Raw genomic sequence first — 24707 nt, forward strand, 5'->3', positions numbered from 1 at the left:
TAGCCTGATAGGAAACTGTAAAAGGAAGCACTATGACCCAGCAATACATCCTGCAATCTGCCGCTGATAAAGCATTTGAAAAAGTGGTTCAAGCCCACCCAGAGGCATGTGCTGAGTGGCCAAGTCATCAGCAGGAAGCACTCAAACAAGCATTAGGCCACAGCGACTTTATCACCACCGCTATTGTGCGTGATGCATCTTTACTTCCTTGGTTGGCTGAACATTTGAGTGATGGGTCTCGTTGCGAAGCTTATCGTGAGTCATTGGCCGAATCACTATCGGCAGCGACCGATGAGAATAGCTTGATGCGGATCTTACGGCGGTTTCGTCACCGTGAAATGGTATGGATCGCTTGGCGTGATTTTTCTGCACAGTTTCCTTTAGCTGAAAGCCTTGAGCACCTATCAATGCTGGCTGAAGCCATGATTATGGAAACCTATAACTGGTTGTATGCCCAAAGCTGCAAAGAGTGGGGGACGCCCACAAATGCTGAGGGTGTGCCACAACCGATGCTGATTCTTGGTATGGGAAAACTGGGCGGCGGCGAGCTGAATTTTTCTTCTGATATCGATCTTATCTTCACTTACCCCGAGAACGGCGAAACGCAAGGCGGGCGACGCAGCTTGGCGAATGCGCAGTTTTTCACACGGCTAGGGCAGCGCTTGATTAAAGCGCTGGATCAGCAGACCTTCGATGGTTTTTGCTATCGAGTCGATATGCGGTTGCGCCCCTTTGGTGATAGTGGACCATTAGTCATGAGCTATGCGGCGCTGGAGGATTACTACCAAGAGCAAGGGCGAGACTGGGAACGCTACGCGATGATCAAAGCGCGGGTTATGGGGCGCGAAAGTTTCACCCAGTACCAAGAGCTTCGCCAAATGTTGCGACCGTTTGTTTTTCGTCGTTATATTGATTTCAGTGCGGTTCAGGCATTGCGGCGAATGAAATCGATGATCAGCAGTGAGGTACGACGCCGAGGGTTGACGAATAACATCAAGTTAGGCCCTGGCGGGATCCGTGAAGTTGAGTTTATTGCCCAGTCTTTCCAGCTGATCCGTGGTGGGCGTACTCCGAATCTAAGAGGGCGAGGGCTTTTAGAGACCCTAGAGGCTATTAGAGAGCAAAGTCTACTTCCTTGTCATCAAGTTGATGCATTAGAGCAAGGATACTGCTTCTTGCGTCGGCTGGAGAACTTACTTCAGGCTATTGATGATAAACAAACCCAAACATTACCTGATAAGCCATTAGATCAATGCCGCTTAGCCTCGGCTATGGGGTATGGAAGCTGGGGGGGATTACTGGCTGCAACCACTGAACAAATGGCAGCAATTCATGCCGTGTTTGATGACATTATTGGGGTTGAGGAAGATGAGCAATCGAGCGAGGTGGCTCCCCAGTATCATGAAATTTGGGCAATGGTAAAAGATCCAGATGTCGTGCTGGCAGTGCTACAAGAATTAGCGGCTGAAGATGCCGAGCGGCAAGTTGAATTACTGGGCAACATGAAGGCTGAATTATTAAAACGGACGCTTGGTCCTCGGGGACGCGAAGTCTTAGCCAAGCTGATGCCGGAAGTACTCGCGTTGATTGTTCCCCGTGAAGACGCAGCCCTAGTGCTTGAACGCGTCAGTAAGTTAATTGTTAAAATCGCAACGCGTACGACCTACCTTGAACTATTAAGCGAGCACCCTGCCGCCCTAGAGCAGCTGATCCGCCTGTGTGCGGCAAGCCCAATGGTTGCAGCGCAGCTTGCACAGTATCCCATTTTGCTTGATGAGCTACTTGATCCTCAGCACCTTTATAACCCAACTCCTTTACAAAACTATGGGGATGAACTGAGAGAGTTTCTCGCGCGTATTCCAGAAGAAGACATGGAACAGCAAATGGAAGCTATTCGCCAGTTTAAGCAAACGCAGCTATTGCGTATTGCAGCGGCTGATATTGCGGGTGCTTTGCCATTAATGGCAGTGAGTGATCATCTGACTTATCTCTCGGAAGCCATTGTGGCGGCGGTGGTGAATCAGGCGTGGCTGCAAATGGTCGAGAAGTTCGGCGAGCCAGCGCATTTACTCGAACGAGGAAGCAAAGGCTTTGGCGTGCTTGGCTATGGCAAGGTAGGGGGCTGGGAGTTGGGGTATGGTTCAGATTTAGACTTGGTTTTTCTTCATGACTGCCCTGACAATATTAATACCAATGGTCGAAAAGAAATTGATGGGCGGCAGTTTTATTTGCGTCTAGCACAGCGCATCGTCCACTTGTTTTCAACGCGGACGGCATCAGGTGTACTGTATGAGGTTGATATTCGTCTTCGTCCTTCTGGTGCTTCTGGCTTATTAGTCAGTACAGTAGAAGCATTTGCAGATTATCAGCAAAAAGAAGCGTGGACTTGGGAGCATCAAGCTTTAGTTAGGGCACGGATGATCTATGGCGATCAACCGTTGCAGCAGGCTTTTTCCCAAATACGTCAACACATATTGATGCTACCGAGGGATCCGGAAAAGCTGAAAGTCGATGTTGTCGAGATGCGGCATAAAATGCGCGAGCACCTAGGCAGTAAAAAAACAGGTATGTTTGGTTTGAAGCAAGATAAAGGGGGAATTACCGATATTGAATTTCTTGCTCAGTATCTAGTATTGCATCATGCCACAGGTGAACCAGCGCTAACCCGCTGGTCTGATAATGTGCGTTTGTTTGATTGCATGGCTGAATATCACATCCTCGAGCAGCAACAAGCGACTATGCTGAAGCAATCTTATTGCGCCATGCGAAATGAAATCCATCGCTTGAATTTGCTAGGGCACTCAGCGTATGTTGCTGAGTCACTGTTTGTTGAAGAGCGAGAAGCCGTGAAGGCCATCTGGCAGCATTTATTTGAAGCTTCAAACAATCCATCCAGCGAACGAAATTGACCGATTGATAGGGTGAGTATTTCCATTGCGATTAATGCATGGTGAGTTGGCTTTATGTTAATATTTGGCAGTTATCACAACCCCGGAGAAAAAAATGAAACTGACGCTTCCTGATTATGATCAAGCAGGTGTGCTGGTGGTTGGCGATGTTATGTTAGATCGCTATTGGTATGGACCTACAGGTCGTATTTCACCTGAAGCTCCGGTACCAGTGGTAAAGGTCGATCAGATTGAAGAGCGCCCTGGTGGTGCTGCCAACGTTGCAATGAACATTGCAGCATTAGGTGGGCATGCGCGCTTGATTGGTTTAACTGGAATGGATGAGCCAGCCAAAGCCTTAACCGAAAAACTCAGCTCGTTAGATGTTCGCTGTGATTTTGTGTCTTTAGCTAATTATCCAACCATAACTAAATTGCGTGTAATGAGCCGTGGACAGCAATTGATCCGTTTGGATTTTGAAGAAGGTTTTCACGATGTTGATGCCGATTTAATTCTGCCTCGCATTGAACAGTCTATTAGCCAAGCGAAAGCCGTTATCTTATCTGATTATGGTAAAGGTGCACTTGAGCATGTTCAAGCAATGATCCAATTGGCTCGCAAAGCTGGCATGCCAGTGATGGTTGACCCTAAAGGGACAGACTTTGAGCGTTACCGTGGTGCGACGTTATTAACGCCAAACCTGTCAGAGTTTGAAGCCGTTGTCGGTAAGAGCAACTCTGATGAAGAGTTGGTTGAGAAAGGCTTAGCCCTTATTGAACGGTGTGATTTTGAAGCCTTGTTGGTGACGCGAAGTGAGCATGGTATGACCTTACTGCAAAAAGGCCAGCCCCCTCTGCACATGCCGACATTAGCGAAAGAGGTGTACGATGTTACCGGTGCTGGTGACACCGTAATATCTGTATTAGCGGCATCTTTTGCTGCAGGCAAATCATTGGCCGATGCTTGCAAGTTAGCTAATGCAGCGGCGGGTGTTGTCGTCGGTAAGCTGGGTACATCGACGCTTTCCACCATTGAGTTGACTGATGCAATTCACGGTAGCCAAGACAGTGGCTATGGGGTGATTGGCGAAGCGCAGCTTAAGCAAGCGGTAAAGTCGGCGCGTGCGCGTGGCGAGAAAGTGGTTATGACCAATGGTTGCTTCGATATTTTGCATGCAGGTCATGTCGCGTATTTGAACGAAGCTGCCAAGTTGGGTGATCGTTTGATTGTCGCAGTGAATTCTGACAGTTCGGTGCAGGCCTTGAAGGGCCCTGGTCGTCCGGTAAACCCGGAAGATCGCCGAATGGCTGTCTTAGCTGGTTTGGGTGCCGTTGATTGGGTTGTGCCATTTACGGAAGAAACGCCACAGCGCTTGATCAGTGAAATATTACCGACGCTGTTGGTAAAAGGTGGTGATTACAAGCCTGAAGAGATCGCTGGTGGTCAAGAAGTCGTTGCTGCTGGTGGTGAAGTACGTGTTCTCAACTTTGAAGACGGTTGCTCCACCACTGAAATTATTGATGCGATCAGAGGTGGCCGAGGGTAGTCTCCCAATTTGCCATAGCGTGAAAAGCGGATACAAAAAAGCGCCATCTCGATGGCGCTTTTTTTATGGGTTTTTTTTATAGCAAAGCGATGTGATTATTTCGCTTGTCGTAGACCAGCATTTACGTCAATGACATCTTGTTCATTCAACGAGCCGACAGCTTGCTTAAGCTGTAGTTGGCTAATGATGTAATCGTAGCGCGCATTTGCTAGCTGACGGTTGGCATCATACAGACGGCGTGTTGCATCCAATACATCAACAATGGTACGCGTACCTACATCGAAGCCAGCTTCAGTAGCTTCAAGTGCTGATTGCGCTGAAACCACCGATTGTTGGTAAGCGCGTAGTGCACCAATAGAGGCGTTAATGTTGTTGTAGAACGCACGTACATCTTTTACAACACTGCGGTATGAGCCTTCCAAGTCTTCACTTGCAGAAACATACGAGAATTGTGCTTGTTTTACTTCAGATGTTGTACGGCCACCGGTATAAACTGGTAACGCAAGGTTTATGCCTGCGTTTAGCGTACCGTCATCACGACTATTAATGTTTCTCTCGTCATAGTTATAACCCGCGTTGAATGACAACGTTGGTAAATGACCAGATTCTGCCAGCGTGATTTGATCACGAGCAATATCTTGAGAAATACGCGATGTCAGCAAGCTTAAGTTTTCACTTTCGGCATCTTTCACTAAATCCAGTACACGGGCTCTTGGTGCACTGGCAGCAAAGCGGTTCGTGTCAAGGATGTGAAGGTTAGTATGCTCTTGACCGGTGATTTCACGCAGGCCTTCGTAGCTATTGATTAATGAGTTCTCAGCAAGGATCTCATCGGCCAATACGCTATCGTACTGAGCTTGTGCATCATGCACATCAGTAATGGCGGATAGACCCACTTCGAAACGTTGCTTAGTTTGCTCTAGCTGGCGGCCAACTGCGGCTTTTTCTGCACGTACGAATTCAAGACTGTCCATTGCACGTAGCACGGCAAAGTAGGCATCAGACACGCGTAAAATCAGTGCTTGCTGCGTTGCCGCATAAGCTGCATCACTTTGGCGAGCTTGTTTTTCACTGATATCTAGGCTAATCCAGCTTGAGCGATTATAAATCGACTGGTCCAGCGTCAGGCCACCGTTAAAGCCATCATCACTGTCTTTTCCATCAAGGAAAGCCGTGTTGTAACCTGCGGTTAGGTTTATTTGTGGTAGCAATGCACTTCGAGTCGAGTTAATCGATTCAAAAGCGGCATCTTTATCAGCAGCTGAGCGCAATAGCTGCGGGTCATTTTGTTTGGCTTGTTGGTATATTTCGGCTAAATCATCAGCCAGTGCTAACTGGCTGAAGCCGCCAAGCGCAACGCTAACAATAAGCGGAAGCAATTTTTTCATGAATGCCTTTCCTGGTCCTGACAAAAAACGAGCAAGATATCAGTGTACCTGATGTTTACTTGCCTGAAACTGATCATTTTTCAGTTTTACTTTATTTTACGCGGTTTACTGCTTTATATGTGATTGTAATCTATTCAAGTTAAAAAAAGGACTTAAATAAAATCACAATTTTTGTCATAAATGTTGAATTAAATCATTGATGGTGGGCATTATGAATGAAAAAATACAATGTGTAGCTTATTGAGTTTTCAGTCACTAGGTAAGCAATAGTAATTCAAAGGGAAGTTGGAATGAAAAATCACTCCTCGAAGGACGGTGAATTAACGTCATTTACTCGCAATGACATCGAAGTGCTGTCCACCGAACCGCTCTATCAAGGTTATTTTAGCATGGTGAAATACCGTTTTCGCCATCGTTTATTTGCTGGTGGGTGGAGCCAGCCCATTGAACGTGAGCTATTTGAACGCGGTCATGCTGCGGCCTTGCTGCCTTATGATCCCGTCACTGATTGTGTTGTTGTTGTCGAACAGTTTCGTGTTGGTGCGTTAGCTGCAGATTGCACGCCTTGGCAGTTAGAAATTGTCGCTGGGATCATTGAAGAAGGTGAAAGCTCTCAAGATGTGGTATGCCGAGAAGTGGTTGAGGAAGCTGGGGTAACGGTTACTCAAGTTGAAAAAATCACAAGTTACTTATCAAGCTCTGGCGGTTGCTCGGAGACATTGGATATCTTTATTGGCCGTGTTGATAGTACGTTAGCCCAGGGCATTCATGGCTTGCCGGAAGAAGGTGAAGATATCCGTGTACACGTTGTACCAAGAATGGTCGCTTATCAGTGGGTAGAATCTGGTAAAATTGAAAATGCGGCTTCAATCATTGCGCTACAATGGTTGCAACTAAACTATATACGGCTACAGGCTGAAGCTGAATAAAATTGCCCACTGATAAAGGATGCCGATTGAATAGACGATACTCCGTTGATTTTGCTGGTATCATGCGTCTTTATGAGACGAACTATGCGAAGCTGCTCCCATTACTGCCAAAAAACGATCAGGTGGGAGATAGGTGTGTTTATTGTGTCTTTGACTATGAATACCATTTGACTGTGATTGAGTCGACCCGCTATACCACAGTGATCGAGCTGTGTTTAATGGGGGATGACGCACTGCCAAATTATATGGTACCCCGTTTAAAAGTAAGGCTTTATCATGATGCTAGGGTCGCAGAAGTGTGCTCAGCTCAGCAGATTTCACGGCTTAAGCCAAGGTATGATTACCCGAATTTGCGAATGCACCAGAAAGACGAAAAGCACCAAGTAAATCGCTTTTTAGGTGACTGGTTGGCATATTGCTTGAGAAATGGGATCAGTAGACAGTCGGTTTGTTAACAGTATAGATAGACAAGGTTTTTGACGTTTTGCAGAACTACACTCTGCCACAGGCGAACCCCGATAGCGTGGTTTTACTTCAAATTACCGACACCCACTTATTTGCCGATGAATGCGGTAGCTTGTTGGGGGTCGCGACAAAAGACAGCTTTAATGCCGTATTAGATGCGGTAGATGCTTCTGTGCGCCCGTTTGATGCCATTGTGGCAACGGGTGATATCTCTCAAGATCATACAGAAGCTTCTTATCAGCGTTTTTGTGATGGTATTGCGCGTTGGCCACAGCCTTGCTTCTGGTTGCCAGGCAACCATGATTATCAACCAAGCATGCAGGCCGTACTACCTTCCCAGCAGATCAAACCTTGTCATCAAGTATTGGCGGGTGAGCATTGGCAAGTTATTTTGCTAGATAGCCAGGTTAAAGGGGTGCCGCATGGTGAACTTAGTATGCAGCAGTTGGAGATGCTCGATCAGGCATTGTCAGCTTACCCTGAGCGTCACGCATTAATTCTATTGCATCACCATCCTCTACCTGCGGGTAGCACTTGGCTTGATCAGCATCAGTTGCACAATGCTGAAGCATTTTGGCAAATTGTCGATAAATACCCGCAAGTTCAGGCGGTGTTATGTGGACATATCCACCAAGAGCTTGATCGGACGTTTCATGGTGTACGAGTGTTGGCAACCCCTTCAACGTGCATTCAATTCCAGCCAGACTCTCATGATTTTGCGTTAGATCGCCAAAACCCAGGGTGGCGAATGCTGGAGCTAACGGCAGACGGCCAACTGAATACGCAGGTTTATCGCATTGACGGCAATGATTTTATTCCCAAATTCGACTCATCAGGTTATTAAATGAAACCTTTACTGTTGTACATTCATGGTTTCAATAGCTCGCCAAATTCACTTAAAGCGCAGCTCATGGCTGAATATTGCCGCCATGAGCGAGCAGATATTCGGGTTGAAATCCCCCAGATGCCAAATTATCCTGCAGAAGCGGTCGCTTTTATAGAGGCGTATGTACAGCAGTTTGTAGGGGAGTATCAAATAGGGCTGGTAGGAAGTTCGCTAGGCGGCTATATTTCTACTTGGCTCAATGAGCGGTTTCAGCTTCCGGCGGTATTGGTCAATCCTGCAGTAAAGCCGTATGAGTTGTTGCAAGATTACCTTGGTGAACAGCAAAATCCATACACTGGTGAACGCTATTGGTTAGAGCCAAAGCACATAGATGAGCTTCGACAAATTGATGTCGCATCTATTCCCCGTCCAGAGCAATTTTGGTTACTGCAACAAGAAGGTGACGAAGTGCTCGATTACCGACAGGCCGTCGATAAGTATGCAGCCTGCCGACAAACCGTTGAGCCAGAAGGCGACCACAGTTTTGTTGGATTTGAACGTTACCCTGCTGACATCATTAAATTCTTAGGGCTGTAAGCCTTAACATTGATCAAACTCGACTCACAATTGTGGGTCTCATCATCGGCCCCTGCTTGACAACTGAGCTGGGGTTACTGACTATTGTGGCAAAAATTTCCGTAAATTTCCGTAACTATGACAGAGCAAAGCTATAACGCTGGAGCCATTGAGGTTCTAAATGGCCTTGAGCCAGTCCGCCGCCGTCCGGGTATGTATACCGATACGGCTAGGCCCAATCACCTTGGTCAGGAAGTTATCGATAACAGTGTCGATGAAGCTTTGGCTGGCCATGCCCGAAAAGTTGAAGTCATTCTCCATGCCGATCAATCGCTAGAAGTTATCGATGATGGTCGAGGCATGCCCGTCGATATTCACCCTGAAGAAGGGGTGTCTGGTGTCGAGCTGATCCTTTGTAAGCTTCATGCCGGTGGTAAATTCTCGGGCAAAAACTATCAGTTTTCTGGTGGTTTGCACGGGGTGGGTATTTCCGTTGTAAATGCCCTGTCTAAGCGTGTTGAAGTCACGGTTAAGCGTGATGGCCAAGTGTATCAAATCGCCTTCGAGAATGGCGATAAGGTCTCTGAGCTTGAAGTGATTGGCACGTGTGGACGCCGTGCTAAAGGAACGAGTGTTCACTTTTGGCCTGATGTTTCGTATTTCGATAGCCCTAAGTTCTCTGTTACTCGGCTTAAAAGCAACCTTAAAGCCAAAGCGGTGCTGTGTCCTGGTCTGGAAATCATTTTTACTGACAAAGGCACAGATGAAACAGTACGCTGGTGCTATGAAGATGGTTTAAAAGACTACCTAGCAGAAGGCGTTAAGGGGTATACCCTACTGCCGGAAGAACCGTTTACAGGGGTCTTTAGTGGTCAAACAGAAGCGGCTGACTGGGCGCTACTCTGGTTGCCAGAAGGCGGTGAGTTAGTCACTGAAAGCTATGTTAACCTGATCCCTACGGCTCAGGGTGGTACGCACGTTAATGGTTTACGCCAAGGTTTACTGGATGCCATGCGTGAATTCTGTGAGTTCCGTAACTTACTACCGCGTGGTGTAAAGCTAACCGCTGATGATATTTGGGAGCGCTGTGCCTACGTACTCTCTGTGAAAATGCAAGATCCTCAGTTTGCGGGTCAGACCAAAGAACGCCTGTCATCACGTCAATGTGCGGCATTTGTCTCTGGTGTCGTCAAAGATGCCTTCAGCTTGTGGCTGAATGAGCGTCCACAACTTGCTGAGCAACTTGCTGAAGTGTGTATTGCGAATGCGCACCGTCGTATGCGTGCCAGTAAAAAAGTGGTACGTAAGAAAATCGCATCAGGCCCAGCACTTCCGGGTAAATTAGCTGACTGTTCGCAACAAGACCTTTCTCGTACCGAACTGTTCTTAGTGGAAGGTGACTCGGCGGGTGGTTCTGCCAAGCAGGCTCGTGATCGCGTATTCCAAGCGATCATGCCGCTACGAGGTAAAATCTTGAATACGTGGGAAGTGTCGGCAGATCAAGTGCTTGCTTCTCAAGAGGTCCACGATATTTCTGTCGCTCTCGGTATCGATCCTGATAGCGATGATTTAAGTGGCCTACGCTACGGTAAAATCTGTGTGCTTGCCGATGCTGACTCCGATGGTCTTCATATTGCGACCTTGCTTTGTGCGCTTTTCGTTAAACATTTCGAATCGTTAGTACGCGCTGGGCATGTTTATATTGCGATGCCGCCTCTATACCGTATCGATTTAGGAAAAGAAGTTTTCTATGCACTTGATGATGCGGAAAAAGATGGCATTTTGGATCGTCTAAGTGGTAAACGTGGCAAGGTTAACGTGCAGCGATTTAAAGGTCTGGGTGAAATGAACCCACTGCAGTTGCGCGAAACCACCATGGATCCCAACACTCGTCGCTTGGTGCAGTTAACCATTGATGACGATGAGCAGACCAATGAAATGATGGATATGCTTCTGGGCAAAAAACGCGCAGAAGATCGTCGCCATTGGCTGCAAGAGAAAGGTGATATGGCGGAAGTATAACGCCATTTAATACCGCCTCGCGGTGCACCCATAACGATTTAATGAGCAGGTTGGCAAGGTGTCAGCCTGTTGCGAAAAGACTTAACGGAATACCCGACGATGACTGATGTCTCAATAGATGGCGTAGAGCAGCTTCCCCTTAGGAAGTTTACCGAAGACGCTTATCTGAATTATTCCATGTACGTAATCATGGACCGTGCCTTGCCGTTTATTGGTGATGGCCTTAAGCCGGTACAGCGACGTATTATTTATGCGATGTCTGAGCTGGGTTTGTCGGCGACAGCTAAATACAAAAAATCAGCCCGTACTGTGGGTGATGTGCTGGGTAAATACCACCCGCATGGTGATTCTGCTTGTTACGAAGCCATGGTCTTAATGGCTCAGCCTTTTTCATACCGCTATCCGCTGGTTGATGGTCAGGGAAACTGGGGTGCACCCGATGACCCGAAATCATTTGCAGCGATGCGTTATACCGAGTCGCGCTTATCTCGTTTTTCTGAGGTGCTACTGCATGAGCTTGGCCAAGGGACCGTGGATTGGGGGGATAACTTTGACGGCACAATGAAAGAGCCGAAAATGTTACCAGCCCGTTTGCCGCATATCCTATTGAATGGGATAACGGGTATTGCCGTTGGTATGGCAACAGACATTCCACCGCATAATGCCCGTGAAGTCGCCCATGCAGCCGTTCATATGATTGATAACCCGAAAGCGGATCTCGATGATGTGATGGGGTTTGTCAAAGGCCCTGATTATCCGACAGAAGCGGAAATCATTACTTCGAAAGATGACCTGAAAAAGGTATATCGAACGGGCCGTGGCAGCATTAGAATGCGTGCAATTTGGCATAAAGAAAGCAGTGATATCGTGATCACCGCATTGCCGCATCAGGTGTCTGGCTCGAAGTTGCTTGAGCAAATCGCCAATCAGATGCGTGCGAAAAAATTGCCGATGGTCGAGGATTTACGTGACGAGTCTGATCACGAAAACCCAACCCGTATCGTGATCGTACCGCGTTCAAATCGCATTGACTGCGAACAGTTGATGAATCACTTGTTCGCATCGACGGATTTGGAAAAGAGTTTCCGCGTAAACCTGAACATGTTGGGGCTTGATAATCGTCCACAAGTGAAGGGTTTGGTTCAAATCATCTCTGAATGGCTTGAATTCCGCCGCACGACAGTTCGTCGTCGTCTTCAGTACCGTTTAGATAAAGTTGATGCACGCCTTCATATTCTTGAAGGCTTGTTAGCAGCTTACCTCAATATTGATGAAGTGATTGAAATCATTCGTACAGAGGATGATCCTAAAGCCGAGTTAATGTCACGCTTTGACTTAAGTGTTATTCAGGCCGATGCCATTCTTGAAATTAAGCTGCGCCAGTTAGCTAAATTGGAAGAGTTTAAGATCCGTGGTGAGCAAGATGAGCTATCGAAAGAACGTGATTACCTTGCAAAATTATTAGGGTCAGAGCGTCGTCTGAATACCTTGATTAAGAAAGAAATTTTGGCTGATGCCGAGAAGTATGGTGATGATCGTCGTTCACCATTGGTTGAGCGTGAAGAAGCGAAAGCATTAACAGAGCGTGACTTGATCCCAAGTGAAGCGATCACCGTTGTGCTATCGGAGAAAGGTTGGATCCGACATGCTAAAGGGCATGAGGTCGATCCTAGTACGCTAAACTACAAATCGGGTGATAGTTTCTTGGCTCATGCACGAGGCAAGAGTAATCAGCCTGCAATCTTCCTTGGCAGTGACGGGCGTAGTTATGCGCTTGAATCACATACCTTGCCTTCAGCTCGAAGCCAAGGAGAGCCGATTACAGGTCGCTTGAACTTAACTCCTGGTACTCAAATGCGTCAGGTCATGATGTCTGAAGACGAGCAACTTTGGTTGATGGGTTCTGATGCCGGTTATGGCTTTATCTGTAAAGGCTCAGATATGGTTTCTAAGAACAAGAATGGTAAAGCGTTACTGACGGTGCCTGAGAGTTCTGAAGTCATGCCGCCACAACCAATCTTGGATATCAATAATGATGATATCCTGGCGATTACGAATGAAGGGCGTATGTTGCTGTTCCCGATTAAAGACTTGCCTCAGTTAGGCAAAGGTAAGGGGAACAAGATCATCAACATTCCTGCTGCTCGCTCTAAAGCGCGTGAGGAGTTCTTGTCTCAGTTAGTGGTGTTACCGCATGGCAGCACGTTAACGTTGCATGCTGGTAAGCGGAAACTGGGTTTGAAACCTTCAGATCTTGAGCACTTCCGAGGCGAGCGTGGGCGTAGGGGGAGCATGTTGCCTCGAGGCTTACAGCGAGTCACACGGATGGAAATTGATATTCCAGATAGTGCCGTGAGTGAATAACGGTTTTTCACCGAATGAAGCCCTCCAATAGGAGGGCTTTTTTGAGCGGCAAGCATTTAGAGATTGCGATAATCAGTGCATAAAAAGGCGCGAAGCGAAGGGGTGTTGGTAGTCTAATTTCTACACATAAAAGGTGTTTTTTCTTCCAGCCTAAGTATACTAGCGAACACTTGTACGCTGAGGGAAATCTAATGTTATTTGTACTACGCATGATCGCTGTAGCAGCGTTTGCTGTTGTCATGTTTATTTTTGGTTGTGGTTACTGTTTACTAAGCCCGCGTAACCCTAAAAATGTTCATACTGTTGGCCGTCACTTTTCTAAGATGGCGCGGATCTTTGGCATAAAATTAGATATTCGCTTTCCTGAGAACCCAGAAGAATATGGGCCGAGTGTATATATTGCGAATCACCAAAATAATTATGATTTATTTACGGTCTCTGGTGCGATAATGCCGCGAACAGTAACCGTTGGTAAGAAAAGCCTTCTATGGATGCCTTTGTTTGGTCAGCTTTACTGGTTAACCGGTAACATTTTGATTGACCGTGCAAACCGTAGTAAAGCAGCTGGCACAATTGGTCAGGTTGTAGAAAAGATTAAACAGCGCAAGGTCTCGATTTGGATGTTCCCTGAAGGCACTCGCTCTCGTGGGCGAGGTTTGTTACCTTTTAAAACAGGGGCATTTCATGCCGCCATTGGTGCTGAAGTGCCTATTGTACCGATTGTGTGCAGTACCACTGAACATGTAAACCTGAATCGATGGGATAACGGTGTGGTCATTGTTGATATCTTAGCGCCTATTTCAACGAAAGGATTGACCAAAGAAGATGTGCGTGAGCTTTCAAAACAGTCTCGTACTGTGATGGAAAACAAGCTTCATGAGCTTAATGAAGAAGCAGCGCAGCGTTCGGCGAGCTAGAATTATAAAATTGACCGTGATGTGATGCTCGCATTACGGTTGGAAAAGTGTATAAGGACATGCATTAGCGTGTCCTTTTTATTTGTGTAGAAATAAAAGAATGATTAACGAACAAGTTATTTTAGTCGACCCGCAAGGCAAGGAGCTGGGCGAAAAAGAAAAAATGCAAGCGCACCGGGATGGTGATTTACATTTAGCGTTCTCTGTACTGATCTATCGGCAAAATGCGGGTCAACGAGAATACTTGATGCAACAACGGGCGTTGGGGAAGTACCATAGCGGTGGCCTGTGGACCAATTCTTGCTGCTCTCACCCGCGCAAGGGCGAAACTATGGAGCAGGCTGGTATTCGTCGTTTGCAGGAAGAAATGGGCGTTGTTGGTATTAACCAACTTGATGATATAGCCAGCTTCCTCTACCGTGCTGAGTTAGATAATCACTTGGTTGAGCACGAGCTAGATCATATCTTAGTGCATCAGGTGAGTGAGCTCGTCATTGATCCTAACCCAGAAGAAGTGATGTCATATCGCTGGTGGCCGAGTGGCGACTTAATGCAATCGGTAGAGCAATCTCCTGAGTTATTTACCGCATGGTTTCCTCAAGTGTTAAGTGAAACAGAAGCGCACCGTTGAGAACGGCCACATAAAAAAAAGCTGCCAATGGCAGCTTTTTTTATGTTATCGAATGAGACTATTTGCGTACTGCAATCGCTTCGATTTCAATTTTTACGTCTTTTGGTAGGCGTGCAACTTCAACGCAAGAACGAGCAGGGTAAGGTGCATTGTGCTCATCAAAGAATTTGCCGTAAACATCGTTTACTGTCGCAAAATCGTTAAGATCTTTTACGAAGACTGTCATTTTAACGATATCAGCAACTTTTAAGCCTGAAGATTCAACAACGGCCTGCACGTTCTCCAGTGACTGGCGTGCTTGCTCTGCGATGTCTTCAGAAACTTCACCCGTTTTTGGGTTTACAGGGATCTGGCCAGAAGTCAGAACCATGTTGCCGAGGTCAACACCTTGAACATATGGGCCGATAGCAGCAGGTGCCTGCTCTGTGTGTAGAACTTGAGTCATTGAATGTCCTTACTTTATCATTATTAAGAGAAGCGATAGTTTGCAGTCCTCTCGCACAGAGGTCAAAGGGTTTCCATCCTTCGAACTTGATTTTACCTACGTTTTTTTTCCTTTATGCAGGGACACCAAGTCGAGTTTTAACGACCTGCTCACACTGCTCAATGCGTAAAATGTCCTTAGGGGCAATCATCACAGTATCGTTCCCGCCAACGGTACCGAGGATCTCAGCATGTGGCTGTATATCGATAAGACGTGCCACTAGCTGCGCGCTACCGGGGTGTGTTTTAACAACCACCACGAGCTGATTATGGGTAATAAACTCGATTTGTGAAGCAATAGATGACCCTACTTGAACAGGCTCATTTTCAACGGTTAGGCAGTACACTTTCTTGCCGTAGGCGTTAGGCACTTTAGCGACACCCAAGCGTGAAAGCAGGCGTGAGACTGTAGACTGGCTTACATCTTCAAACCCCATATCAATTAATCGGGCTCGAATGTCATCTTGGGTCGTAAAACTCTGTTGCTGTAATAGTCGCTTGCAGGCTGTTGTAATGCTTTCTTCTGGGCAAAAAGCATCCATCGCTCCGTGCATATTGGATCCAATCACGGGCAACTCCTTGTTATTTATTGGTACTTTAGATCGTATCTGTTTGAGTATCAGCCTTACGCAATTGTCTTTTTATGGTGTTGACTTGTATGTGCGTGTATTAAAAGCTGACAGTGATTACAAGACATAATGATTTAGTTGCATAATCTTGCCTAAGCATCATATCAACAATACAACAATGTTTTCTTGACCCCAATCACCAAAATATAATGCCAACTTTTTACTTAATATAAGGAATTATATCCGGACTTATTCAGTAAATTTCGCTGATTTTGCTTGTCGCTTGATTGGGTGGTGGCCATGGTTGCTGCGTCACTTTCTTCATTGGCACTTTTCTTCGGTGATTGTGGTGACAGAAAAGTCGATCTTAAGGGGGTGCGGTAATTGACCAGTGGGGAAGAGGCGGCAGGTGCCAAGTTGTTTTGATTAGAGACGGGGGCAAAAGTACTTCCTTCTTCTTCGTAGTTGTTCGTTGCATGGCTAGCAAGGATAGTGTTTTGTTGATCGGGGCGGTTGAGATTAGCGACATATTCTGACACTTGGATATTAGCCAGATCTTTACTCGCCGATTGTGTGGAAATACCGAGAGCATTGAGCCAGTCAAAAATAAGGGTTGAGGGGACAAACTGACTGTATCGTTCCGCTGGGCGCAGATTACGAAGATCTTCAGGGTTATGCACGATGGCAACCGTGATCCCGGCGATTTCACCTTGTTGGTTAAATACTGGGCCGCCACTCATTCCCGACATCACAGGGGCATCACTGAGTGAGTATAAGCAATTGGTGTTGGTATCAATGACATCCTGTAGATATTTCCCTTTTCCTTTGATCTTGTTGCCGAGTACTGAGTGTCCGTGATGAGAAACGTTTTGGTCGGGGTAGATCAGCCCCCACTTTGGTACATTGTCTGACGGACGTTTGACTAAAGAGAGATCACATGCAGGGTGGTGGATGACATCCAAGTCCCAGGATACTTGGGCGACATGTTTAGCGGTCAGCATATATTCTTTACTCACCGGTACTGCGGAGCCAAAGCCTCCAATCAGCATGGGTACACCAATGACAACCATCTTATTGGCACTATGGTTTGAAGCAGAGCTGACAGCCCCATTGCTGGATATACACCCCGACAGGTAAAAAGACAGGAAAGCGAGGGTAAGTGAGAGTTTTAATACATGCCAACAACCCGAGTATGGAGCGTGCGCAATTAACTTCATGCCAACGACCTTTTTATTATGTGCAGCTGACGTTTATTTTTTTGATTTTAATCGCTGCTATTTTTGATGTTCTTCAAAGGTAGTGGGCAGAGGCGGGCGTTGTTCGCTCTAGAAGTGAGAATAAAAAAGCCGACTCACGGGTGAGTCGGCATTCTTATTTGCAGGCCAGAAAAGACAGGGTTTGAGACAGCTTTATGACTTGCTGTCACCTGCGTTTTCTAGGTGTTAGTTGTTTTCGGTAACGATTTCGCGAGAGAAAACCTTCTCGCAGTATTTACATTTCAGCTGTACATCTTCTTTCTTCGTGATGACTTTGAAGCTACTGTCAACGGGCTCGCCATGAGAAATACAGTTGGTGTTTGGGCACTTGAAGATGGCATTGATTTGCTCTGGCAGTGATAAGCTGAGCTTTTTCACTACTTCGTAGTTTTCAATTTGGTTCACTGTTGCTTTCGGGGCATACAAGGCCAGTTGATTTGCTTGATCTTCGGTGAGGAAGATATTTTCAATCTTAATGAGATCTTTAGCACCTTGCGCTGATGATGGCAGGTTTAAACCAACCGTTACACGCTGATTCGTTTTGTGCAATTTAAACAGCTTAAGTACCTTGATCCCAACATTTGCAGGGATGTGGTCAATAACAGAACCATTTTTGATTGCTTCAACCTGTAGCTGTGTTTCTTTAGTCATTGTTATCTCTCCTGCTTAAAGTGCTTCGTTTAGTACTAGTGCCAATAGTGCTTCGCGAGCATATACGCCATTCTCAGCCTGCTGGAAGTAGTAAGCATGTTTTGTTTTATCTACATCGATGGTGATTTCATCAACACGCGGTAGAGGGTGCAATATTTTCAGGTTATCACGCGCTTCGCTTAGCATGCCTGCCGTTAAGATATAGGCCGCTTTCATATGTGCGTATTCAGATTCATCGAAACGCTCTTTCTGAACTCGTGTCATGTACAGGATATCCAGCTCAGGAATAACCTCTTCCATGGTTGCGTGAAGGCTGTAGTTGATACCTGCTTCATCCAGCTCTTCGCAGATGTAATCTGGCATCGCTAGAATTTCAGGAGCAATGAAGAAGAAATTGATGTTGTTGAATTTCGATAACGCTTGAGTCAAAGAGTGAACGGTACGGCCATATTTTAGATCACCGACAAAAGCGACATTCAAGTTGTCTAAGCTACCTTGTGTTTCATAGATAGAAAACAGATCAAGCAGGGTTTGCGTTGGGTGTTGATTTGCACCGTCACCACCATTAATCACTGGCACGTTATGTGAGAACTCAGAAGCTAAGCGAGCCGCTCCCTCTTGAGGGTGACGCATTACAAAGGCATCAACATAAGATGAAATGACTTGTACCGAGTCAGACAGTGTTTCACCTTTTTTGGCCAGTGATGTGTTACCACCGTTGTCAAAACCAATAACAGTGCCACCTAGGCGCTGAATTGCGGTTTCAAACGATAGGCGAGTACGGGTTGAAGGCTCAAAAAAGCAGCTGGCAATAACCTTGTTTTTTAACAATTCAGGGTTTGGCTCAGCTTTTAATGTACTTGCAGTTTCAACGACCAGCTCAAGCTCTTTACGGCTAAGTTCTGGGATTGAAATGATGTGCTTTTGAAACAGCGAATTCGGCATGGCTTCTATTCCCTTAATATCTCAATGATAGACGTAATGTAGTAGCTGCATTCTTACAGCCAAAAAAAAGCCCCCTTAAAAAAGGAGGCTCTTTTTACAAAAAACAAAAAAAGAGAAAAACGGCACCATCGCCGAGTATCGGCGGGATTGCATCAGGTAAGACATCACTGACTGGCGCATTTTTTATCTCTCTTTAGACAAATTGCGGAGGATTATACCCCCATTTTCACAGAGAGCAAGCGTTTGCGCAAAGTATTCATTTTGCGGAAGTTTATGCACTTTAAAGGGAAAAAAACGGGTAAGGAAAAAGCAGTGTAACCATGTGATTTATTTGAAAGTTGTTAAAACACCGTATGGGTTACTTGCTCAATCTAGGCATAAAAATACCGGCTTAAAAAGCCGGTATGCATACAAAGAGCTAATGCCTATTTTGTGCTAACGATAGGCATTAAACCCAAGAGAGTCGATTATTGACCCAGAGTTGCCACCATGATTGCTTTGATGGTGTGCATGCGGTTTTCCGCCTCGTCGAATACGATAGAATGCTTAGATTCAATCACTTCGTCAGTAACTTCTACGCCGTCTTTTAGCACTGGGTATTCTTGTGCTAGTTCTTTACCGACAATAGTATCTTCGCCATGGAATGCAGGTAGGCAGTGCATGAATTTCACATGCGGGTTGCCTGTTGCTTTTAGCATGTCCATGTTCACTTGGTAAGGTAGCATTAGGTTAATACGCTCAGCCCATGCTTCTTTCGCTTCACCCATTGATACCCAAACATCGGTGTATAGGAAATCACAACCTTGAACGCCTTCCTGTACGTCTTCAGTCATCGTGATTTTGGCACCCGTTTCTTCTGCAATTACACGGCACTGTGCCACAAGCTCTTCTTCAGGCCAGAATGCCTTTGGTGCGACGAGGCGGATGTCCATGCCCATTTTAGCAGCACCAACCATTAGTGAGTTACCCATATTGTTGCGGGCATCACCAAGGTAAGCAAATGTCATTTCGTGTAGCTGCTTGCCACGACCGTGCTCTTGCATAGTAAGGAAGTCAGCAAGGATCTGTGTTGGGTGGAACTCATCGGTTAGACCATTCCATACCGGTACACCAGCGTGAGCACCTAGCTCTTCTACGATTTCCTGTCCAAAGCCGCGGTATTCGATGCCGTCATACATGCGTCCCAGTACGCGAGCGGTATCTTTCATTGATTCTTTGTGGCCGATTTGAGAGCCAGATGGGCCTAAGTATGTCACTTTCGCGCCTTGGTCGAATGCCGCTACTTCAAATGCACAACGTGTACGTGTTGATGACTTTTCAAAAATCAGCGCGATGTTTTTGCCTGTAAGGCGCGGTTGCTCATAACCGTTGTATTTTGCTTTTTTTAGCTCTGCAGACAAATCCAACATGTGTTGAATTTCACGTGGAGTGAAGTCTAGCAGTTTTAGGAAGTTACGGTTACGAAGATTAAAAGCCATGATGTTATCCTCTTAAGAATCTGTATCTCTCTGTCTGGCTGAAGCGAGAGTCTTTTATTTATCGCGGCAGCCAGTTGGGTTTTTATATGTATTTTTTAACGTATTATTGATTACTTGTGAATAAGTATTCTCTTATTCTGCAATAATATTTGTTCCGGCTTCACCTTTTAGAATGGCTAAACCATCTTCAAGTGCGCCAATGCCGACTAATCTTCCGCCTTTTTTGATGAACTCGCACGAGGCATCAATTTTTGGCCCCATAGAGCCTGCATCAAAGGCATATTGAGACAGTTCGCGCGGTGTTGTACTACGAAGTGCCTTTTGTGTTGGTGTGCCCCAGTCGAGGTACACGGCGTCAGCATCGGTTAGGATCAGTAATGCGTCAGCATTAAGCTGTTGTGCTAAGTAGGCCGCAGACATGTCTTTGTCGATAACGGCTTCGACGCCAATTAATTTGCCATTTTCTTTCTTCACTGGTATGCCACCACCACCGGTACAAATTACTAAGTGTTCTTGTTTTATTAGGGTATTAATGGCATCACTTTCGACAATACCTGTTGGCAGTGGGCTTGGCACGACGCGGCGGAAATATTGGCCATCTGGTTTGACTGTCCAGTGGTATTTTTCTGCCATTTCACGCGCTTCTGCTTCTTCATAGACCGGGCCAATGGGCTTGGTTGGGTCGGTAAAAGCAGGATCGTTAGGATCAACCGTCATCTGGGTCAGCATGCAAGACACTTCTTGTTCTGGCAGAAGATTTTTCAATTCTTGCATTAGCATGTAACCAATCATGCCTTGTGTTTCTGAACCCAGTACATCCAATGGATATGGGTTTACTTTTTTATACTCCAGTCCTTGCAATGCCAGTAAGCCAACTTGTGGGCCGTTACCATGAACGAGTACTACATTGTATGCCTTACCAATGGCTGCGATTGTTTGTGCTGCCTTGGCGATATTTTGACGCTGGGTATCCGCCTCTAGTGGTTCACCACGGCGAAGTAGGGCGTTACCCCCCAATGCAACTACAACTGTTTGCTTAGTCATGTGATCGTCTCTCTTGGTTTTACTCTCAGTCTTATTATTTAGTCGGCTTAAGCCTTTAGATTCTGAGATGTTGTTCTGTTGTGTGGCCGGCGGTTAGACCGGCCATTCTTTGATCTTTAACGTGGTAATTAGATACCGTCACGTTCGATTGGGCAGCTCATGCAGCGAGCACCACCACGGCCACGGCCTAGTTCATCTCCTGGGATTGGTAGAACAGTGATACCTGCTTTGTCGTATTTCTCGTTAGTGTAAGTGTTACGTTCGTAACCTATAACCACGCCTGGTTTCACTGTTAGAACATTGTTGGCATCGTTCCATTGTTCACGTTCTGCTTCGAAGCTGTCACCACCAGTCGTGATCAGGTTTAATTGATCAAGGCCGAGTGCTTTTTCGATTGCTGTGACGAAGTAACCTTCTTCCTTCACATTTACCGCGCCAGATTGATCACCGGTTAGGCTCCAGCACTGTACGTCTTTACGCACAACTTCAGGGTAAACCGAGAAAGTGTCTTCACGCATGTGAGTCATTACGGTGTCTAGGTGCATGCAAGAGCGGTGCTTAGGTAGCTGCATCGCAATTACTTGTTTTGCTTCGCCGTGTTTGAATAGGCTAGAAGCGAGTTGCTCAACACCCTGCGGTGTTGTGCGCTCTGACATACCAATTAAGACTGCGCCTTTACCGATAACCAGTACATCACCGCCTTCAATGGTTGAGTTGTCGTAAATCTTTTCTTCGTCGCCAAAGTACTTAACGAAGTCTTGGCCTGCGAAGGTTGGGTGCCAGCGGTAAATAGCGCGAACATGGTTTGTTTCACGTTGGCGAGCTGCTTTTGCCATTGGGTTGATTGATACCCCGCCATATACCCAGCAGGAGGTATCGCGAGTAAATAGGTGGTTTGGCAATGGTTCAATAATGAAATCTGTAGGCTCGTGTATGCCTTGCATCATAGAAGACGATTGAACCGGTAATTCTGCATAGCTTAGGCCACCCAAGAGAATAGAAGACAGCTCTTTGTGTGGGAGATCTGCCAAGAAGCAGCGAACATCATTTGCAAATGCTTTGCCTAGGCGGTAGTCAGATACCTGAGTGTTTAGCAGCCAATCTTTTGCATCAGGTACTGCAAGCGTATCAGCCAGTAGGTCGCCAAGTAGTAACACTTCAACGCCTTGCTCACGTAAGGTATTGGCAAACACATCATGCTCTTCACCTGCGCGTTCAACGGCTAGCACATCATCGAATAATAATTCGTGACAGTTCGATGGCGTTAGGTGAGTTAGAGCTCTCTCCGGACGGTGAACAAGAACGCGGCGTAGTTGGCCTATTTCAGAACCTACATAGAACTTACTCATGATCGTATCTCTCTTTATTTTGTTGCCATATTTTTGGCTTTATTTATTTGTTGCGAAGTTGATATTTTTATTTCTTCGCTTTCGTATCTGGTATTTATTTTACCCTGTGGTGCCTGAGAGTCTTAGAGTTCCATCACATTTTTATTATTATCATCGCAACCTATGAGTTGGGTTTTATTAACATTTTTAATTCATTTTGTGTTGATTTATATGTATGGGTTTTTATGTGGCCCATTTGATTTTTAAATGCTTTGTTTTAGGTAAGTTCATGTTTAATAGTGGTTTGGTTGTTTGTTTGGGAAGTTTATGCATATTCCCCTGTGTAGCGTAAATGTTGATTTATCAATCTTATGCATTAAAAGTGTTTGTCTATATAAAATAAATTGGAATGTTATTGCGTTAGTAACAAATATTTTTCTTTTTTATTTGAAGTTAGACTTTTATAGAGGTTTCATTTGGAAGGGATATAAGAGGTTATCATACGTTACATATTATTTTATTTGTGAGTGATATTGATTTTAAATTATAAGGTTAAGCGTTTTATTAATTGGTAATTATATTTTTACCGTTGGTGTTAAATTAAAAAAAAACCGCCAGAAGCGGCGGCTTTAAAATGGTATCGCGATAAAATAGAGCGGTGTATTGCTCTATTTGCGATTAGATTATCCGATCATTACACCCACGCTGAGCATAACCATGATAAGTACGGTAAGAATACCCAGTAGCGGTGCTACCCACTTCACCCAACGCACGTAGGGTACTTTTGCAATCGCTAGCCCACCCATAACAACGGCAGAAGTCGGTGTTACGAGGTTAACAATGCCCGAGGCTGACTGATAAGCGGTAACGACGAGATCGCGTCCGACACCTGCGAAGTCAGCTAATGGTGCCATTATTGGCATGGTAAGTACGGCCAAACCAGATGATGATGGCACAAGGAAAGACAGTAATATTTCAAGCCAGTACATCACGTTGATAAAGACGATGGATGACAACCCTGTTACTGCGTGTTCGGCTGAATTTAGAATCGTATCGGTGATCATACCGCGATCCATAATCACCACGATACCACGAGCAATACCGATGATCAGTGCAACGCCGAGTAAATCACGGGCACCATCAATGAAACTTGTGGTGAACTCTTCTTCACTCATACGGGCAATTAAGCCGATTATGATTGTAGCTGCTAAGAACATGCCTGAAATTTCGGCCATCCACCAACCAGCGACTGCTACACCATAAATCATGATGCCAAATGATGCTGCAAAGATAGCCAAAATCACTTTACGCGTCGTTGTAAACTCGAGCATTTCACCTGATTGGTTGCTTAGGAAATGGGCTTTGTTTTCTTCGTACTTATCAAACACGATCGATTTGGTTTTATCTGCACGAACCATTTTGGCATAACGCATGACATAGCCAACACAAATAACCCAGCCGATGGCAAGCATACCAACACGCAACATGATGCCGTCAGTGAACGGGATACCTGCTGCATTGGCGGCAATAACCGTGGCGAATGGGTTAATCGTTGAGCCAAGCGTACCAATACCCGCCCCGAGTAGTACCGTTGCTGCTGCGACCACTGGGTCAAAACGAGCAGCCATCATGACTGGTACTAATAAGGTATAGAATGGTAGTGATTCTTCAGCCATACCATAAATTGTTCCCCCTGCGGCAAAAAGCGCCATCAGGATCGGGATCATTAATTCTTCTCGACCGTGTAAGCGGGCTGTTACTCGTTCAATACCTGCATCGATTGCACCTGTTTTGGTCACGAGGCCAAGAAAGCCACCAATAACCAAAATAAACAAAGAAACGTCGATAGCCGCTGCTTCGTAGGTATTGTGATCATAAAACCCATCAATGGGTGCAATAAGAACATCCACAATGCCTTGCGGGTTGCTTTCTACAGATTGGTAAGTGCCAGTAACAGGCACTTCGCGTCCGAGCTCTTCATTCATCACCCGATCGTACTGGCCTGCAGGTACGATCCAAGTCAGTAATGCTACAAATGCAATTAAGCCAAATAAGATGGTATAGGCTGAAGGGAACTTCAAGTTAGCGAAGAAGCCACCTTTCTCTTCTGTTTTAACAGTTTCGGTTGTCATTATTATCTCCTTGCCCTTACCGCTGTTTTTACTGTAAGGGTTACATCTACCGAGCCTTAATTTAGACATGGCAAAGCTGTCTGCATGGCCAGCGGTTACAGTCGCTAGCGCCAAGTCAGGTAAAGACTAAAAGTTGTAGTGCTCGTTCTCTACTGCTAATGCAGATTGGAGAGCGATGCCAAATCGTGGTGAGGGGTTAGGCTTAAGTACTCATTATTTGGCTGGTGGTTGGCGGTAACGGGAACACCGAAATTACCAATGTTATCTTT

20 protein-coding genes are annotated in these 24707 nt (G+C 45.8%); 10 read left to right on the forward strand and 10 right to left on the reverse strand.

What is annotated here, in order from left to right:
• Positions 1 to 32: 32 nt before the first annotated feature.
• A complete protein-coding gene (gene glnE / locus L4D78_RS12530) occupies positions 33 to 2909 on the forward strand; it encodes a bifunctional [glutamate--ammonia ligase]-adenylyl-L-tyrosine phosphorylase/[glutamate--ammonia-ligase] adenylyltransferase (RefSeq protein WP_428467233.1) in 2877 nt (958 codons plus the stop codon).
• Between the two features lie 94 nt (positions 2910 to 3003).
• Positions 3004 to 4434 carry a bifunctional D-glycero-beta-D-manno-heptose-7-phosphate kinase/D-glycero-beta-D-manno-heptose 1-phosphate adenylyltransferase HldE gene (gene hldE, locus L4D78_RS12535; RefSeq protein WP_428467234.1) on the forward strand — a complete coding sequence of 477 codons (1431 nt, stop codon included), beginning with the start codon at positions 3004 to 3006 and terminating at the stop codon, positions 4432 to 4434.
• 95 nt (positions 4435 to 4529) lie between these two features.
• Here hldE and tolC read toward each other — a convergent pair whose 3' ends face one another.
• The gene (gene tolC, locus L4D78_RS12540; protein ID WP_428467235.1) at positions 4530 to 5822 is read right to left on the reverse strand and encodes an outer membrane channel protein TolC; all 1293 of its coding nucleotides are present in this window, start codon (positions 5820 to 5822) and stop codon (positions 4530 to 4532) included.
• Positions 5823 to 6112: 290 nt separating this feature from the next.
• Here tolC and nudF point away from each other — a divergent pair, with 290 nt between their 5' ends.
• From nudF to idi, 8 genes are all read left to right on the forward strand, one after another.
• On the forward strand, positions 6113 to 6751 hold the full coding sequence (nudF, locus tag L4D78_RS12545; RefSeq protein ID WP_428467236.1) for an ADP-ribose diphosphatase: 639 nt from the start codon (positions 6113 to 6115) through the stop codon (positions 6749 to 6751).
• Between the two features lie 26 nt (positions 6752 to 6777).
• Positions 6778 to 7206: a DUF1249 family protein gene (locus L4D78_RS12550; RefSeq protein WP_428467237.1), complete on the forward strand. Its 429-nt coding sequence runs from the start codon at positions 6778 to 6780 to the stop codon at positions 7204 to 7206.
• Positions 7207 to 7235: 29 nt separating this feature from the next.
• Entirely contained in the window at positions 7236 to 8060 is an 825-nt protein-coding gene (cpdA, locus tag L4D78_RS12555; protein ID WP_428467238.1) for a 3',5'-cyclic-AMP phosphodiesterase, read from the forward strand.
• Complete coding sequence (gene yqiA / locus L4D78_RS12560) at positions 8061 to 8639, forward strand: esterase YqiA (protein ID WP_428467239.1); 579 nt, start codon at positions 8061 to 8063, stop codon at positions 8637 to 8639.
• A 117-nt stretch (positions 8640 to 8756) separates the two neighbouring features.
• Entirely contained in the window at positions 8757 to 10640 is a 1884-nt protein-coding gene (gene parE, locus L4D78_RS12565) for a DNA topoisomerase IV subunit B (RefSeq protein ID WP_428467240.1), read from the forward strand.
• Between the two features lie 99 nt (positions 10641 to 10739).
• Positions 10740 to 13004, forward strand: coding sequence for a DNA topoisomerase IV subunit A (parC, locus tag L4D78_RS12570; RefSeq protein ID WP_428467264.1), 2265 nt, complete (start codon positions 10740 to 10742; stop codon positions 13002 to 13004).
• A 191-nt stretch (positions 13005 to 13195) separates the two neighbouring features.
• The gene (locus L4D78_RS12575; RefSeq protein ID WP_428467241.1) at positions 13196 to 13921 is read left to right on the forward strand and encodes a 1-acylglycerol-3-phosphate O-acyltransferase; all 726 of its coding nucleotides are present in this window, start codon (positions 13196 to 13198) and stop codon (positions 13919 to 13921) included.
• Between the two features lie 100 nt (positions 13922 to 14021).
• Positions 14022 to 14552 (forward strand): isopentenyl-diphosphate Delta-isomerase, encoded by a 531-nt coding sequence (idi, locus tag L4D78_RS12580; protein ID WP_428467242.1) that lies wholly within the window; start codon positions 14022 to 14024, stop codon positions 14550 to 14552.
• A 58-nt stretch (positions 14553 to 14610) separates the two neighbouring features.
• On the opposite strand, the gene L4D78_RS12585 is transcribed toward idi, so the two are convergent.
• The 9 genes from L4D78_RS12585 to L4D78_RS12625 all read right to left on the reverse strand — a co-directional run bounded on the left by L4D78_RS12585 (position 14611) and on the right by L4D78_RS12625 (position 24438).
• Positions 14611 to 14997 carry a RidA family protein gene (locus L4D78_RS12585; RefSeq protein ID WP_428467243.1) on the reverse strand — a complete coding sequence of 129 codons (387 nt, stop codon included), beginning with the start codon at positions 14995 to 14997 and terminating at the stop codon, positions 14611 to 14613.
• A gap of 112 nt (positions 14998 to 15109) precedes the next feature.
• Complete coding sequence (locus L4D78_RS12590; protein ID WP_428467265.1) at positions 15110 to 15589, reverse strand: arginine repressor; 480 nt, start codon at positions 15587 to 15589, stop codon at positions 15110 to 15112.
• Between the two features lie 239 nt (positions 15590 to 15828).
• The gene (locus L4D78_RS12595) at positions 15829 to 16821 is read right to left on the reverse strand and encodes a S1 family peptidase (protein WP_428467244.1); all 993 of its coding nucleotides are present in this window, start codon (positions 16819 to 16821) and stop codon (positions 15829 to 15831) included.
• 225 nt (positions 16822 to 17046) lie between these two features.
• Entirely contained in the window at positions 17047 to 17511 is a 465-nt protein-coding gene (gene pyrI, locus L4D78_RS12600) for an aspartate carbamoyltransferase regulatory subunit (RefSeq protein WP_428467245.1), read from the reverse strand.
• 15 nt (positions 17512 to 17526) lie between these two features.
• The gene (gene pyrB / locus L4D78_RS12605) at positions 17527 to 18456 is read right to left on the reverse strand and encodes an aspartate carbamoyltransferase (RefSeq protein ID WP_428467246.1); all 930 of its coding nucleotides are present in this window, start codon (positions 18454 to 18456) and stop codon (positions 17527 to 17529) included.
• A 467-nt stretch (positions 18457 to 18923) separates the two neighbouring features.
• The gene (argF, locus tag L4D78_RS12610) at positions 18924 to 19934 is read right to left on the reverse strand and encodes an ornithine carbamoyltransferase (protein WP_428457352.1); all 1011 of its coding nucleotides are present in this window, start codon (positions 19932 to 19934) and stop codon (positions 18924 to 18926) included.
• A gap of 132 nt (positions 19935 to 20066) precedes the next feature.
• Complete coding sequence (gene arcC, locus L4D78_RS12615; protein ID WP_428467247.1) at positions 20067 to 20978, reverse strand: carbamate kinase; 912 nt, start codon at positions 20976 to 20978, stop codon at positions 20067 to 20069.
• Between the two features lie 128 nt (positions 20979 to 21106).
• Positions 21107 to 22327: an arginine deiminase gene (arcA, locus tag L4D78_RS12620; protein ID WP_428467248.1), complete on the reverse strand. Its 1221-nt coding sequence runs from the start codon at positions 22325 to 22327 to the stop codon at positions 21107 to 21109.
• 662 nt (positions 22328 to 22989) lie between these two features.
• A complete protein-coding gene (locus tag L4D78_RS12625) occupies positions 22990 to 24438 on the reverse strand; it encodes a YfcC family protein (protein WP_428467249.1) in 1449 nt (482 codons plus the stop codon).
• Between the last annotated feature and the right edge of the window lie 269 nt (positions 24439 to 24707).

Source organism: Photobacterium minamisatsumaniensis (assembly GCF_050336695.1).
In the GTDB taxonomy this organism is placed as follows: Bacteria; Pseudomonadota; Gammaproteobacteria; order Enterobacterales; family Vibrionaceae; genus Photobacterium; species Photobacterium minamisatsumaniensis.